The sequence below is a fragment of the Pseudomonas sp. Pdm06 genome (genome assembly GCF_014851795.1).
Taxonomy (GTDB): Bacteria; Pseudomonadota; Gammaproteobacteria; order Pseudomonadales; family Pseudomonadaceae; genus Aquipseudomonas; species Aquipseudomonas fluorescens_AA.
In genome coordinates this window covers 108,609-123,158 of record NZ_JACVAH010000016.1, presented here as the reverse complement: position 1 = coordinate 123,158, position 14,550 = coordinate 108,609, and the positions used below count along the sequence as shown (strand labels likewise).

Sequence of the window (14,550 nt, the reverse complement as noted above, 5' to 3'; positions counted from 1 at the left end):
GCGATCCTCGACTTACAACGGCTTGACGATGAACAGGCCGTCGTCGTGGCCTTCTTCGGAACCGCCGTAGACCTGCTCGGCCACGGTGCGGATCGAACTGCCACGAGCGGCGAGGATCTGGTCCATGGCGCCGGCGAACCAGCCGGTGAACATGTAGTCGACCTTGCGCCCGACCTTGCCGTACACATAGACGAACGCCGAGTGCTCGAGCTTGACGCTGGCGGTGCCTTTATCCAGGTCGATGTCCTGGATCTTGAACAGGCCCCAGCCACGCTGGGACAGGCGCTTCATGTAGTGCTCGAACACTGCGACGCCTTCCAGGCCGTGGCATTCGGCTTCTTTTTCACACCAGTGCCAGGCGGATTTGTAGCCGGCCTTGTAGAGAATCTCGGCGTAGGCGTCGGCGCCCAGCACTTCTTCGATGCCCATGTGGTTGTTGACGAAGAAGTGACGCGGTACGTACAGCATCGGCAGGGCGTCGGACGTCCAGATACCGGTTTCGCTGTCGACTTCGATAGGCAGTTGCGGGGCGATCTTGGCCATGAAAACTTGACTCCGGAAATTCGTGGTATTGCCTGCGGCGCAGAGGGCCGCAGGTAGAGGATTAGCGATGCGGCGGCGGTTATTCGCCCCAGACGTCTTTCAGCACGTTGACCCAGTTTTCACCCATGATCTTGCGCACCACCCGCTCAGGATGGCCGCGCTTGAGCAGCGTCTCGGTGAGGTTCGGAAACTCGCCCACGGTGCGGATGCCCAGGGGGTTGATGATCTTGCCGAAGCTGGTCAGACGACGGGCGTAGCCCTTGTCGTGGGTCAGCATTTCGAAGAAATCCTGGCCGTGGCCCTGGGTGAAGTCGGTACCGATGCCGATGGCGTCCTCACCGACGATGTTCATGGTGTATTCGATGGCTTCGGCGTAGTCGTCGATGGTCGAATCGATGCCCTTGGCCAGGAACGGCGCGAACATGGTCACGCCGACGAAACCGCCGTGGTCGGCGATGAACTTCAGCTCTTCATCGGATTTGTTGCGCGGGTGCTCTTTCAGGCCGGACGGCAGGCAGTGGGAGTAGCACACCGGCTTCTTCGATTCGAGGATGACTTCTTCGGAGGTCTTGGAACCGACGTGGGACAGGTCGCACATGATGCCGACACGGTTCATCTCGGCGACGATCTCGCGACCGAAGCCCGACAGGCCGCCGTCGCGTTCGTAGCAACCGGTGCCGACCAGGTTCTGGGTGTTGTAGCACATCTGCACCACACCGACGCCCAACTGCTTGAAGATCTCGACGTAGCCGAGCTGGTCTTCGAAGGCGTGGGCGTTCTGGAAGCCGAAGATGATGCCGGTCTTGCCCTGTTCCTTGGCGCGACGGATGTCGGCAGTGGTTTTCACCGGAATCACCAGGTCGCTGTTCTCGCGGATCAGCTTCTGGCTGGCGACGATGTTGTTGATGGTGGCCTGGAAACCTTCCCACACCGACACGGTGCAGTTGGCTGCGGTCAGGCCGCCCTTGCGCATGTCTTCGAACAGGTCGCGGTTCCACTTGGCAATAATCAGCCCGTCGATAACGATGCTGTCGGCGTGCAATTCGGCTGGGCTCATCAGGCAGTCCCCTTTTGTCAGCGATTCATGCGCCGAATCGTGTGCCGGCGCTTTGGGGCCAGCATATGCCTGAGGGCCGTCGCGACCCGGTGCAAAAACGACAGGGGAATTGCCGAAAGCGTCAATCCACGACAATGGGCTACGACAGGCCCACCCTGCCCGTCTGTTCTTTACCCGACGGTTGCGCCAGAATCCGCCGCATCACTGGTTTTCACTGGACTTGAGCGGCAACGCGATGAAATCAATCTTCCTGGCTTTGGCACTGATCAGCACCCTGGCACACGCAACCGAAGACACCGAGCCCAACCCCTGCGACGAAGTTGAAAACGACGTCCAGACCCTGGCCTGCTCGGCCTACGGCAAGACGGCCGCCGAACAACTGCTCAACGAAAACCTGCAGAGCCTCAACGAACGCCTGCAAACCCGCTACGCCAGCGACAAGGCCCAGCTCAACGACATCACCGCCAAGGTCAAGGCCGCCCAACAACTGTGGCTCAAACAACGCGACGCCGATTGCGCCATCGCCGCCTTCCCAGCCAAACCCGGCAGCGAAGCCTACAAAATCGCCGAAAACGACTGCATGGCCCAGGTGAGCGATGATCGGTCGGAGTTTTTGGAGTCGATTGGGCAGGAGTAAAGGGTTATCCACGGAGCAATATCCAGACATCGTTCACGCGTTGGCCCCGGAAAGAATATAAGTCAGGATTCGCAAATCTTATAAAAGACTTATATCCCTTCTATGATGAACGCACCTACTGATATTCAGATCATCAACGATGCAGACGGAAACCCGGCATTTGTGGTCATTCCGTACGCACAATACGTTGCGCAAAAACTGGAGCCCGATCTAATTCCCCATGAAGTGGTCAGCCGTATCGTCGACGGCGCTACGCCTATCCGCGCCTGGCGCGAACACTTGAACCTGACTCAGGATGAAGTCGCCAGGCGCCTGGGTATTTCTCAGTCAGCGTTTGCTCAACAGGAATCGGTCGCAAAGCCTCGCCGGGCTACTCGCGAGAAAATTGCCGCTGCCTTTGGTATCCATGCTGATCAGTTAGAGCTGTAAGCTGTACGTCACCACCGAGCAAAGAGACTCCCATGAAAACCTGCGGTATCGAAATCAAAGGCAGCGAAGCGATCATCGCCGTTGCCTCGCTGGAGCAGCAGGCGTTGACTCACATCGCGCTGAACACCAAGAAAATCGCCTTGGACGACGATGACGAAGCTGCCAACGTCAAGGCGTTTGCCGCCCAGGTACGGGCGTTCGTGGTCGAGAATGGCATCGAACGCATCGCCATCAAGAAGCGCAGCAAGAAAGGCGAGTTCGCCGGCGGACCGACCACGTTCAAGATTGAAGGGGTTTTCCAGTTGCTGGAAGGCTGCGAGGTGACACTGCTGTCACCGCAGACCCTCAACGCGCAGCACAAGAAACATGACTTCGTCTTGCCGGCGACGCTGAACAAGTATCAGCACGAGGCGTACAAGGCGGCGTGCTCGGCGCTGGTGAGAAAATAAATGCGCTCTCCCCTCGCCACAGATCTATGACCGATGACTGGCGGTATCAAGCTTTTATACCCAATTATGGCGACAGGTATAATTTATAGTCCCGAACATAATTGAGTATAAAAGCCTGTCAAACCAGCTCCCGCCCATCCCCCTGTCGCCGCCGATCCTCCCGTGGACAGCGCGCGAACCGTGCCCGGTAACTGCGGGTGAAGTACGACGGTGATTCAAAACCGCAGGCGATGCTCACTTCCAGCACGCTCATGTCGGTCTGGCGCAGCAGTTGCCGGGCCTTTTCCAGGCGCAAGCGCAGATAGAAGTTGCTCGGGGTGTCGTTCAGGTGCAGGCGGAACAGCCTTTCGAGCTGGCGTCGCGTGACGTTGATGGATTCGGCCAGGGCCAAGGTGCTCAGGGGCGGCTCGCTGTGGGTTTCCATCTCACCGATGACGTGCACCAGCTTCTTGTTGCGAATGCCGTAGCGACTGGCGATTTCCATGCGCTGGTGATCTTTGCGCGGGCGGATGCGGCCAAGCACGAACTGTTCGCTGACCTGGATCGCCAACTCCGCGCCGTGGGCCTGGCCGATCAGGTCCAGCATCAGATCAATGGAAGCAGTGCCGCCCGCGCAGGTGATGCGGCGGCGGTCGATTTCGAACAGTTCCTGGGTCACGCTGAGCTGTGGATAAGACTCCTTGAACGCTTCGATCGCTTCCCAATGCAGGGTCACGCGATGCCCTTCCAGCAGACCCGCTTCGGCCAAGACCACACTGCCCGTGTCGATGCCGCCCAGGGTCACGCCTTCGTTGTCCAGCCGGTGCAGCCAGCGCTCCAATGCCGGGGTGGCGAACTTCAGCGGTTCGAATCCCGCCACCACCCAAAGGGTCGCGCCCTTCTTCAACGGTTCCAGCGCGGCATCGGCGTTGACCGACATGCCATTGCTCGCCAGCACCGCCCCGCCATCGACGCTCAACACATGCCAGCGATACAGCTCGCCACGAAAGCGATTGGCGACCCGCAACGGCTCGATGGCCGAGATGAAACCGATGGCTGAAAAGCCCGGCATCAACAAGAAGTAGAAATCCTGGGACATGGAGCGCACTCGGTCGACGGGTAGCGTGCGGACCTTGATACGCCAGTTGCAAGCGTCGTTCAAGGGCGCAGGTCGCTGCAGTGCAAGAGCACGTCGCCGCTGTGCGTTTTGCCACGCTTCGGGCTGCGTAACTTGGCATCACCGGCGCACAGACACCGGGCCCCATAACAATAAGCTGCCGAGGAACCCGACATGAAACGACTGATCAGCTCTTGCGTTCTTGCACTCAGCGCTACCACTTTACTGAATGGCGCCGCCATGGCCGCCGAACCCGCCGCGTGCCAGAACGTGCGCCTGGGTGTGGTCAACTGGACCGACGTCATCGCCACCAGCGCCCTGACCCAGGTGATGCTCGATGGCCTCGGCTACAAGACCAAGCAGACCAGCGCCTCCCAGCAAATCATCTTCGCCGGCATTCGTGACCAACGCCTGGACCTGTTCCTGGGCTACTGGAACCCGCTGATGACCCAGACCATCACCCCATTCGTCGAAGCCAAGCAGGTCAAGGTCCTGGAACAACCCAGCCTCAAGGACGCCCGCGCCACCCTGGCCGTGCCGACCTACCTGGCCGACAAGGGCCTGAAGACCTTCGCCGACATCGCCAAATTCGAAAAAGAGTTGGGTGGCAAGATCTACGGCATCGAACCCGGCTCCGGCGCCAACACGCAGATCAAGGCGATGATCACCAAGAACCAGTTCGGCCTGGGCAAATTCCAACTGGTGGAGTCCAGCGAAGCCGGCATGCTCGCCGCCGTGGACCGCGCCGTACGGCGCAAGGAAGCCGTGGTGTTCTTTGGCTGGGCGCCGCATCCGATGAACGTCAACGTGCAAATGACCTACCTCACCGGCAGCGAAGACGCCCTCGGTCCGAACGAAGGCATGGCCACCGTCTGGACCGTCACTGCGCCGAACTACGCCGAGCAATGCCCGAACGTCGGTCGCTTGCTGAGCAACCTGACCTTCACCGCCGAAGACGAGAGCCGGATGATGCAGCCGCTGCTCGATCACAAGGATCCGCTCGAATCGGCCCGGCAGTGGCTCAAGGATCATCCGCAAGACAAGCAGCGCTGGCTCGACGGTGTGACCACCTTCGACGGCAAGCCGGCCGCCGACAACCTGAAACTCACCAGTAACTGACCAACCGTTCTCCCTCTGCGCAGCACCACACGGCTGCGCGGTGACTCACCACGCCTGAAGGAATCCGCACCATGAACCACGACGTCATCATCACCTGCGCACTCACCGGTGCTGGCGACACGACCGCCAAGAGCCCCCACGTGCCGGTCACCCCGAAACAGATCGCCGCTGCTGCCGTCGAAGCCGCCAAGGCCGGTGCCACCGTGGTCCACTGCCACGTCCGCGACCCGCAGACTGGCAAGTTCAGCCGCGACGTGGCGCTGTACCGCGAAGTGATGGAGCGCATCCGCGAGGCGGACGTGGACATCATCGTCAACCTCACCGCCGGCATGGGCGGTGACCTGGAGATCGGTGCGGGCGAACGGCCGATGGAGTTCGGCCCCAACACTGACCTGGTGGGTCCGCTGACCCGCCTGGCCCACGTCGAAGAGCTGTTGCCGGAAATCTGCACGCTGGATTGCGGCACCCTGAACTTCGGCGACGGCGACACCATTTACGTCTCCACCCCGGCGCAACTACGGGCCGGGGCCAAGCGGATCACCGAGCTGGGGGTCAAGGCCGAGCTGGAAATCTTCGACACCGGGCACCTGTGGTTCGCCAAGCAACTGATCAAGGAAGGCCTGCTGGACAACCCGCTGTTCCAGCTCTGCCTGGGCATCCCATGGGGCGCGCCGGCCGACACCACCACCATGAAGGCCATGGTCGACAACCTGCCCGCCGACGCGGTGTGGGCCGGCTTCGGCATCGGCCGCATGCAAATGCCGATGGCCGCCCAGGCGGTGCTGCTGGGGGGCAACGTGCGGGTCGGGCTGGAAGACAACCTCTGGCTGGATAAAGGCGTGCTCGCCACCAACGGCCAACTGGTGGAACGCGCTGGCGAAATCCTCAGCCGCCTCGGTGCCCGCGTGCTCACCCCGGCTGAAGGCCGCAAGAAAATGGGCTTGGCCCAGCGCGGCTGAGCCGACATCCACATTCCCCTATTGGGGGGCACAACCTGTGGGAGCAAGGCTTGCCCGCGATGACGGTATGTCAGTCGACATCCCTGCTGAATCTACTGCCGCCATCGCGGGCAAGCCTTGCTCCCACAGGAGACCACCGAACTATTTTTTCAGGACATCACCATGAGCTTTATCACCGACATCAAGACCTTCGCCGCCCTGGGCAGCGGCGTGATCGGCAGCGGCTGGGTCAGCCGGGCCTTGGCCCATGGCCTCGACGTTGTCGCCTGGGACCCGGCGCCGGGTGCCGAGGCGGCATTGCGCAAACGCGTCGCCAACGCTTGGGGCGCGCTGGAGAAACAAGGCCTGGCCCCTGGTGCCTCACAGGATCGGCTGCGCTTTGTCGCGACCGTCGAAGAATGCGTGCGCGACGCCGACTTCATCCAGGAAAGCGCCCCCGAGCGCCTGGAACTGAAGCTCGAACTGCACGGCCAGATCAGCGCAGCCGCCAAGCCGAATGCATTGATCGGTTCCAGCACTTCGGGGCTGCTGCCCAGTGAGTTCTACGAAGGTTGCACCCACCCCGAACGCTGCGTGGTCGGACACCCGTTCAACCCGGTCTACCTGTTGCCGCTGGTGGAAGTGGTCGGTGGCAAGAACACCGCACCCGAAGCCGTGCAGGCCGCCATGCAAGTGTATGAATCCCTCGGCATGCGACCGCTGCACGTACGCAAGGAAGTGCCCGGCTTCATCGCCGACCGCCTGCTCGAAGCGCTGTGGCGCGAAGCCCTGCACCTGGTCAACGACGGCGTCGCCACCACTGGGGAAATCGACGATGCCATTCGTTTTGGCGCCGGCCTGCGCTGGTCATTCATGGGCACGTTCCTGACCTACACCCTGGCCGGTGGCGATGCCGGCATGCGGCACTTCATGGCCCAGTTCGGCCCGGCACTGCAACTGCCCTGGACCTACCTGCCTGCGCCGGAGCTGACCGAGAAGCTGATCGACGATGTGGTGGACGGCACGAGCGAGCAATTGGGCAGCCACAGCATCTCGGCCCTGGAGCGCTATCGTGATGATTGTTTGCTGGCGGTGCTGGAGGCGGTGAAGACCACCAAGGCCAAGCATGGAATGGCCTTTAGCGAATAAACACTCCCCCTTGTGGCGAGGGAGCTTGCTCCCGCTGGACTGCGCGTAGGAGCTGCCGAAGGCTGCGATCTTTTGATCTTTCGCTCAGGACTCAATTGTCTGGGGAAAGATCGCAGCCTCGTTGCACTCGACAGCTCCTACACCGCAACCCAGAGGAAACAAGCTCCCTCGCCACAAGGGTGTACACCAGCGACTATTTGTGGAGTTCCAGCATGCCCACCCTCACCACCTACCAAACCCGCATCCTCCCCGAATGGGTCGACTACAACGGCCATCTGCGCGATGCCTTCTACTTGCTGATCTTCAGCTACGCCACCGACGCGCTGATGGACCGGCTCGGCCTGGACAGCCAGAACCGCGAAGCCAGCGGTCACTCGCTGTTCACCCTCGAGCTACACCTCAACTACCTGCACGAAGTGAAGCTCGGGGCCGAGGTGCAAGTGCACACGCAGATCATCGGTCACGACGCCAAACGCCTGCACCTCTACCACAGCCTGCATCTGGTTGGTGGTGATAAAGAACTGGCCGGTAATGAACAGATGCTGCTGCACGTCGACCTGGCCGGCCCGCGCTCGGCGCCCTTCACGGAGCAGACCCTGGCCCGGCTCGACGCCCTGCTGGACGAGCAATCCGACCTGCCGCCCCCAGCCTACATCGGTCGGGTCATCGCCCTGCCCCCCGCCCGGTAAGCCTCGCACAGGAGATCGCATGAACACCGCCGCCGCTTTTGCCGACTTTCGCCGTTATCCCCTGATCTTCGCGTTGACCGCCGCAACCCCCTTGGCCGACCGTGTGCAAGTCACATGGGCCGATGGCCGGACCAGCCCCTTTCATCACCCATGGTTACGGGACAACTGCCCTTGCCCCCAATGCGTCTACAGCGTCACCCGCGAGCAGGTGCTGGAAATCGTCGATGTCGCTGAGGACATGGCCCCCGGCGCGATTCGCCTCGACGACGAAGGCTGCCTATGCGTGGACTGGCAGGACGGCCACCAGAGCCGTTTTGACCCCGGCTGGTTGCGTGCCCATGCCTACGATGATCAATCCCGGGCCGAGCGCCTGGCGAACAAGCCCCGGCGCCAGCTGTGGCGGCACGACCTGCCGCTGCCGGTGTTCGATTATCCGGCGCTGATGGACGATACCGACGCGCTGCTGCAATGGTTGCTGGCGCTGCGCGACATCGGCCTGACCCAAGTGCGCGGGGTGCCCACCGAACCCGGTTCGCTGAAACGGGTAGCCCAACGCATCGCCTTCATCCGCGAGAGCAACTTCGGCGTGCTGTTCAACGTGCAGTCCAAGGCCGATGCCGACAGCAACGCCTACACCGCTTTCAACCTGCCGCTGCACACCGACCTGCCGACCCGGGAGTTGCAGCCGGGGCTGCAGTTCTTGCATTGCCTGGTGAATGACGCCGACGGTGGCGAGAGCATTTTTGTCGACGGTTTTGCCATTGCCGAAACCCTGCGCCAGGAAGACCCCGAGGCCTTCGACGCCTTGTGCCGGATTCCGGTGGAGTTTCGCAACAAGGACCGCCGCAGCGACTACCGCTGCCTGGCGCCGATCATCGCCCTGGACGCCCTCGGAGAAGTCTCGGAAATCCGCATGGCGAACTTCCTGCGTGGGCCGTTCGACACCTCGGTCGAGCAGATGCCCAAACTCTACCGCGCCTACCGCCGCTTCATCGCCCTGACCCGCGAGCCACGCTTTCGCTTGGTGCAGCGTCTCGAACCGGGCCAGCTCTGGTGCTTCGACAACCGCCGCACGCTTCACGCGCGCAACGCCTTCGACCCGGCTTCCGGCGCGCGGCATTTCCAGGGGTGCTATGTGGATCGGGATGAATTGTTGTCGCGGATTCTGGTGTTGCAGAGGTAGACCGCGTCATCGTTCATCGCGAGCAAGCTCGCTCCCACATTAGGTTTCGTGAACGACACAACCCCCTGTGGGAGCGAGCTTGCCCGCGATAGCGTCCTGACGAACAACCCATCACTCCCTGATTGTCACAGACAAAAAAATCCCCGATCAAGCCGTGACAGGATCGGGGCAGGTTGCGTTACTGGAGGAGCTGTCGCGCGAGGGTGACCAAACCATCGTGATTCAGCTTGGGGCCAGTGTGCCCAGTCCAGGCCTGGGCAAGTTAACCGAAAACGACGCCTCCATAGTCATTCGTGACATTGCGACCATTTGCCCTTGCCGCCGCTTCGGGTGGCTACCAGAATCGAGACACGACCCCAATCCCTGAACAAGGAAAAGCGTCATGATGCACGCCGATTTGATCGACCAGGAAGACCTGCTGGGCCATCTCAAGGCCCTGGGACTGCAGATACCCAGTGGCTCCACCGCCGAACAGGCCTGCGAGTGCGCTGTGCGGGGTTTGGACCAGGCCCGCGCCAATGAACTGCGGCGGATGGTCAAGGACATGTACACCAGCAGCGCCACCATCCTGCCGGCCGTGCGCCAGGCAATCGACAAGCAGCTGTTGCCGGCGCTGATGAATTACCAGCAAAACCACAGCGCCTGATAAAACCAATCGCGAGCAAGCTCGCTCCCACAGTGATCCCTGGTGTGCGCACTTTCTATTGCACCCAGGCGATCGCCCTGTGGGAGCGAGCTTGCTCGCGATGAAGGCGCTAGAGGTCTTAGAGCCTCACACTGGCAAACGTCGATTCATTACGCGCCTGGCTCAGCGCCGACAGCGGCCCGGACAATGGCGACAGCACCAACGCCTGCGGCAGCGGCATCATCGCCACCTGTTGCGTGGTGTTGGAGCCTACGCGTTCGTCCCGCGGTGGAATGCCGAAGTATTCGCGGTAGCACTTGGAGAAGTGCGGGGTGGAAACGAAGCCGCACACCGAGGCCACCTCGATGATCGACATCGGCGTCTGCTTGAGCAACTGCCGCGCACGAATGAGCCGCAGCTTGAGGTAGTAGCGCGACGGTGAGCAGTGCAGGTATTTCTGGAACAACCGCTCCAGCTGACGCCGGGACACGGCGACGTACACCGCCAGTTCGTCCAGGTCGATCGGCTCTTCGAGGTTGGCTTCCATCAACGCCACGATTTCCTGCAACTTCGGCTGGTTGGTGCCAAGCATGTGCTTGAGCGGTACACGCTGGTGATCCTGCTCGTTGCGGATACGTTCGTAGACAAACATTTCAGAGATCGCCGCCGACAGCTCGCGACCGTGATCGCGACTGATCAAGTGCAGCATCATGTCCAGCGGCGCGGTGCCACCGGAGCTGGTGAAGCGGTTGCGGTCGAGGGTGAACAGGCGGGTACTCATCGACACCCGCGGGAACGCTTCCTGCATCGCCGCCAGGCATTCCCAGTGCACGCTGCAATCGAAACCATCCAACAGGCCGGCGCAGGCCAGGGCCCAGCTGCCGGTGCAGACCGCGCCGAGGCGACGGGACTGGCGGGCCTGGCTCTGCAACCACGACACGTGTTCACGGGTCACGGTGCGTTGGATGCCAATGCCCCCACAGACGATGACGGTGTCCAGGGGCGGCGCCTTGTGCATGGAGGCGTCGGGGGTGATCTGCAAACCGTCGCTGGCCCAGACCTGGCCGCCATCGACGGTGAGGGTGGTCCAGCGATACAGCTCGCGACCGGACAGCTGGTTGGCCATGCGTAGCGGTTCCACCGCGGACGCCAGGGAAATCAGCGTGAAATTGTCCAGCAGCAAAAAGCCGATGGATTGAGGCGCACGGTTCTGGGGTTGGGCCCCGGAGTTGGACGTCGTCATCGCGGTATCTCCTCACACAAAGCGGGTGATGGCCTCAGGCGGAGGCTCTTGTTATTGCCACGTTCTCTTGCGCGAGACAGGGCTTTATCGGGATAGAGCAATTGCCATGCCTAAAATTGAATGTGTGTTCAATAAATCCTGAAAACGACATCGCGGCCTGTCTATATAAGGCGTGCATCGCGTCCAGGTTTTAGGTGCCATCAATGGCGGCAGGTACCGATCACAGAAGGCTGTGAGCAGTTCGGTAGCACTTGTGGGAACTGGGCTGCGCGGCTAGCGCAAGGAGTAGCACCACAGGTGCGGGTGACGGACGGTCGAGCACGATTGAGCGGCTGGCCCGACAACGGGTGCCTTGTCTGTTTGCGACGCGCTAAAAGGTGGCGTGTTTCAGGATGGGTGTGCATTTTGTGAGCGATTTTAAGAACAACCCGTGACGAGGGAGCTTGCTCCCGCTCAGCCCGGTAGGAGCTGTCGAGCGAAGCGAGGCTGCGATCTTTCCACAGCCCATTGAATCGAGAGCCAAAGATCAAGATCAAAAGATCGCAGGCTTCGCCAGCTCCTACCGGGCCCAGCGGGAGCAAGCTCCCTCGCCACAGGGAGCCCCGGCAATGCGTGCTTCAGCACTCCACCGCACTGACCGCCAAGCCGCCGCGCGAGGTCTCTTTATATTTGTCATGCATGTCGGCACCGGTATCACGCATGGTGCGGATCACCCGGTCCAGAGAGATGAAATGCTGGCCATCCCCGCGCAGGGCCATTTGTGCGGCGTTGATGGCCTTGACCGCGGCGATCGCGTTGCGCTCGATGCACGGCACCTGCACCAGGCCGCCCACCGGGTCGCAGGTCAGGCCGAGGTTGTGTTCCAGGCCGATTTCCGCCGCGTTGCACAGTTGCTCCGGCGTGGCCCCGAGGATTTCCGCCAGGCCTGCCGCCGCCATGGCACAAGCCGATCCCACCTCGCCCTGGCAACCGACTTCGGCGCCGGAGATCGATGCGTTCTTTTTGCACAGGATCCCGATGGCCGCCGCAGCGAGGAAATAATCCACGACGTTGGCGTCGGTGACCGCTTCGCTGAATTTCATGAAGTAGTGCAGCACCGCCGGGATGATCCCCGCCGCACCGTTGGTCGGCGCCGTGACCATACGCCCGCCTGCCGCGTTCTCCTCGTTGACCGCCAGGGCGAACAGGTTGACCCACTCCATGGCGCTGAGGGTCGAGCCGATGACATTGGGCTTGTTCAGCTCTTGCAGGCTGCGGTGCAACTTGGCCGCCCGCCGGCGCACATTCAAACCGCCCGGCAGAATGCCTTCGTGCTTGAGGCCCTGCTCGACGCAATCCTGCATGGCCCGCCACAGTTTCATCAGGCCACTGCGGATCTCTTCTTCGGACCGCCAAACCTTTTCGTTGGCCAGCATCAACTCGGCTACCCGCAAGTTGTGGGTACGGCACAGCTCAAGCAACTCTTCGGCACTGGAGAAATCGTAAGGCAGCTCAGTGCTGTCCAGATCCACCACGCCGCTGGAGGCCTGGGCCTGATCGACGACAAAGCCACCGCCCACCGAGTAATAAGTGTCACGGTGCAGCTCGCCGTCGGCGCCCTCGGCCACCAGCGTCATCGCGTTGGGATGGAACGGCAGGTTCTCGTCGATCAGGCGCATGTCCCGGGACCATACGAACGGCACCGGCAGGCGACCGTCGAGCAGCAGGGTCTGGGTTTCACGCAGCAGCTCGATGCGCGGGCCGATCTGCGACGGGTCGATTGCGTCCGGCCACTCCCCCATCAGGCCCATGATCACGGCGTTGTCACTGCCGTGGCCGATGCCGGTGGCCGACAGCGAACCGAACAATTGCACCTCGACCCGGCGCACATCATTGAGCAGGGCCTTTGCCTTCAGCGCTTCAACGAACAGCGCCGCGGCACGCATGGGGCCCACGGTGTGGGAACTGGACGGGCCGATACCGATTTTGAACAAGTCGAAAACGCTGATTGCCATTGCCGATAACCTCCAGAACAGGCACATCCGGGCGCAGGAGCGTCCGGTGACGGAGCTGCTACGCTCAACGCCGGGATGGCCGCATCATCCGGTTTTTGCCTGGGCGCCCGACGTCTGACACCGACGCAATCATGCCCACCAGCGCCGCCCGTCCCTGACCCCGTTTCTGCGGCGTTTTTCTGCGTCTCAGAGGCCCGTCAGGGGCGGAAAAAATCTGTAAACGACGTCACCGACACTGGATGCGACCATCCCTGTACTGGATACGACCCACCCTGTAGGCGTCAGATTTGCACTGGTACATGATCGGTTACGGCTCGTTTGCAAGGCCGCGTGTCAGAGAGTGCCCACGCGCCACCAACCGCAACATCCAATTAAGCGTGGTTGTCCTGACCGGACACCGCCGATAAAACACCAGGAGTCCACCCATGAAAGGTTCCAAGCCGTTGTTGTTGGCCGCCATGCTGAGTCTTCCGATGCTGGCCAACGCTGCAGACCCCGAAAAGTGCAGCACCGTCAACTTCTCCGATGTCGGCTGGACCGACATTACCGTGACCACGGCGACCACCAGCGTGGTGCTGGACGCGCTGGGCTACAAGACCAAGACCACCATGATTTCCGTGCCGGTGACCTACAAGTCCCTGGCCGATGGCAAGAACATGGATGTATTCCTCGGCAACTGGATGCCGACCATGGAAAACGACATCAAGGCCTACCGCGAAGCCGGCACCGTGGAAACCGTGCGCACCAACCTCAAGGGCGCCAAGTACACCCTCGCCGTGCCCCAGGCCTTGTACGACAAAGGTCTGCATGACTTCGCCGACATCCCCAAATTCAAGAAAGAGCTGGACGGCAAGATCTACGGCATCGAACCAGGCAACGACGGCAACCGCCTGATCCAGAGCATGATCGAAAAGAACGCCTTCGGCCTGAAGGACGCCGGCTTCAAAGTCGTCGAGTCGAGTGAAGCGGGCATGCTCTCGCAGGTCGACCGCGCCTCCAAGCGTGGCACCGACGTGGTGTTCCTCGGCTGGGCGCCACACCCGATGAACACGCGTTTCAAGATCCAGTACCTGACCGGCGGCGACGACTTCTTCGGCCCCAACTTCGGTGCCGCTACCGTGGCGACCAACACCCGCAAGGGCTACAGCCAGGAATGCAGCAACGTTGGACAACTGTTGAAAAACCTGGAGTTCACCGTCGACATGGAAAGCACGCTGATGGGCAACGTGCTCGACGACAAGATGAAACCTGAGGCCGCCGCCAAGGCCTGGCTGAAGAAAAACCCACAGGTACTCGATACCTGGCTCGCTGGCGTGACCACCATTGACGGTAAACCTGGCCTGGAAGCCGTGAAAGCCAAACTTGCGCAGTAACTGCTTATGTTATGCCGGGCGAGTTC

The 14,550-nt window shown here is 61.6% G+C and carries 15 protein-coding genes; 10 read left to right on the top strand and 5 right to left on the bottom strand.

Annotated features, from left to right (window positions below; all coding sequences use genetic code 11):
* Positions 1 to 12 precede the first annotated feature (12 nt).
* Positions 13 to 543, bottom strand: coding sequence for a DUF5943 domain-containing protein (locus IB266_RS23885; RefSeq protein ID WP_025215877.1), 531 nt, complete (start codon positions 541 to 543; stop codon positions 13 to 15).
* Positions 544 to 622: 79 nt separating this feature from the next.
* On the bottom strand, positions 623 to 1,600 hold the full coding sequence (locus IB266_RS23880; RefSeq protein WP_030139307.1) for a dipeptidase: 978 nt from the start codon (positions 1,598 to 1,600) through the stop codon (positions 623 to 625).
* Between the two features lie 235 nt (positions 1,601 to 1,835).
* Here IB266_RS23880 and IB266_RS23875 point away from each other — a divergent pair, with 235 nt between their 5' ends.
* The 3 genes from IB266_RS23875 (at position 1,836) to IB266_RS23865 (ending at position 3,115) form a co-directional block, all read left to right on the top strand.
* Complete coding sequence (locus IB266_RS23875; protein WP_192262849.1) at positions 1,836 to 2,237, top strand: lysozyme inhibitor LprI family protein; 402 nt, start codon at positions 1,836 to 1,838, stop codon at positions 2,235 to 2,237.
* A 105-nt stretch (positions 2,238 to 2,342) separates the two neighbouring features.
* Positions 2,343 to 2,666: a helix-turn-helix domain-containing protein gene (locus IB266_RS23870; protein WP_060740283.1), complete on the top strand. Its 324-nt coding sequence runs from the start codon at positions 2,343 to 2,345 to the stop codon at positions 2,664 to 2,666.
* Positions 2,667 to 2,698: 32 nt separating this feature from the next.
* Positions 2,699 to 3,115 (top strand): DUF3010 family protein, encoded by a 417-nt coding sequence (locus IB266_RS23865; RefSeq protein ID WP_192262751.1) that lies wholly within the window; start codon positions 2,699 to 2,701, stop codon positions 3,113 to 3,115.
* 118 nt (positions 3,116 to 3,233) lie between these two features.
* Here IB266_RS23865 and IB266_RS23860 read toward each other — a convergent pair whose 3' ends face one another.
* Positions 3,234 to 4,193 carry a GlxA family transcriptional regulator gene (locus tag IB266_RS23860; protein WP_192262847.1) on the bottom strand — a complete coding sequence of 320 codons (960 nt, stop codon included), beginning with the start codon at positions 4,191 to 4,193 and terminating at the stop codon, positions 3,234 to 3,236.
* Between the two features lie 192 nt (positions 4,194 to 4,385).
* Between IB266_RS23860 and choX the strand changes: the two genes are divergently transcribed.
* The 6 genes from choX (at position 4,386) to IB266_RS23830 (ending at position 9,935) form a co-directional block, all read left to right on the top strand.
* Positions 4,386 to 5,330 (top strand): choline ABC transporter substrate-binding protein, encoded by a 945-nt coding sequence (gene choX, locus IB266_RS23855; protein ID WP_192262749.1) that lies wholly within the window; start codon positions 4,386 to 4,388, stop codon positions 5,328 to 5,330.
* Positions 5,331 to 5,401: 71 nt separating this feature from the next.
* Positions 5,402 to 6,289 (top strand): 3-keto-5-aminohexanoate cleavage protein, encoded by an 888-nt coding sequence (locus IB266_RS23850; RefSeq protein ID WP_060740277.1) that lies wholly within the window; start codon positions 5,402 to 5,404, stop codon positions 6,287 to 6,289.
* Positions 6,290 to 6,451: 162 nt separating this feature from the next.
* Entirely contained in the window at positions 6,452 to 7,417 is a 966-nt protein-coding gene (locus IB266_RS23845; protein WP_192262747.1) for an L-carnitine dehydrogenase, read from the top strand.
* 212 nt (positions 7,418 to 7,629) lie between these two features.
* Positions 7,630 to 8,106 carry a thioesterase family protein gene (locus IB266_RS23840; protein ID WP_060740275.1) on the top strand — a complete coding sequence of 159 codons (477 nt, stop codon included), beginning with the start codon at positions 7,630 to 7,632 and terminating at the stop codon, positions 8,104 to 8,106.
* Between the two features lie 19 nt (positions 8,107 to 8,125).
* Positions 8,126 to 9,289, top strand: a complete 1,164-nt coding sequence (locus tag IB266_RS23835; protein ID WP_192262745.1) for a gamma-butyrobetaine dioxygenase — start codon at positions 8,126 to 8,128, stop codon at positions 9,287 to 9,289.
* A gap of 382 nt (positions 9,290 to 9,671) precedes the next feature.
* Positions 9,672 to 9,935: a hypothetical protein gene (locus IB266_RS23830; RefSeq protein WP_060740273.1), complete on the top strand. Its 264-nt coding sequence runs from the start codon at positions 9,672 to 9,674 to the stop codon at positions 9,933 to 9,935.
* A 118-nt stretch (positions 9,936 to 10,053) separates the two neighbouring features.
* Here IB266_RS23830 and IB266_RS23825 read toward each other — a convergent pair whose 3' ends face one another.
* Positions 10,054 to 11,157 carry a GlxA family transcriptional regulator gene (locus tag IB266_RS23825; RefSeq protein ID WP_060740272.1) on the bottom strand — a complete coding sequence of 368 codons (1,104 nt, stop codon included), beginning with the start codon at positions 11,155 to 11,157 and terminating at the stop codon, positions 10,054 to 10,056.
* A 617-nt stretch (positions 11,158 to 11,774) separates the two neighbouring features.
* Positions 11,775 to 13,151, bottom strand: coding sequence for an L-serine ammonia-lyase (locus IB266_RS23820; RefSeq protein WP_192262743.1), 1,377 nt, complete (start codon positions 13,149 to 13,151; stop codon positions 11,775 to 11,777).
* A gap of 425 nt (positions 13,152 to 13,576) precedes the next feature.
* Here IB266_RS23820 and IB266_RS23815 point away from each other — a divergent pair, with 425 nt between their 5' ends.
* Positions 13,577 to 14,524, top strand: coding sequence for a choline ABC transporter substrate-binding protein (locus IB266_RS23815; RefSeq protein WP_192262741.1), 948 nt, complete (start codon positions 13,577 to 13,579; stop codon positions 14,522 to 14,524).
* Positions 14,525 to 14,550 lie beyond the last annotated feature (26 nt).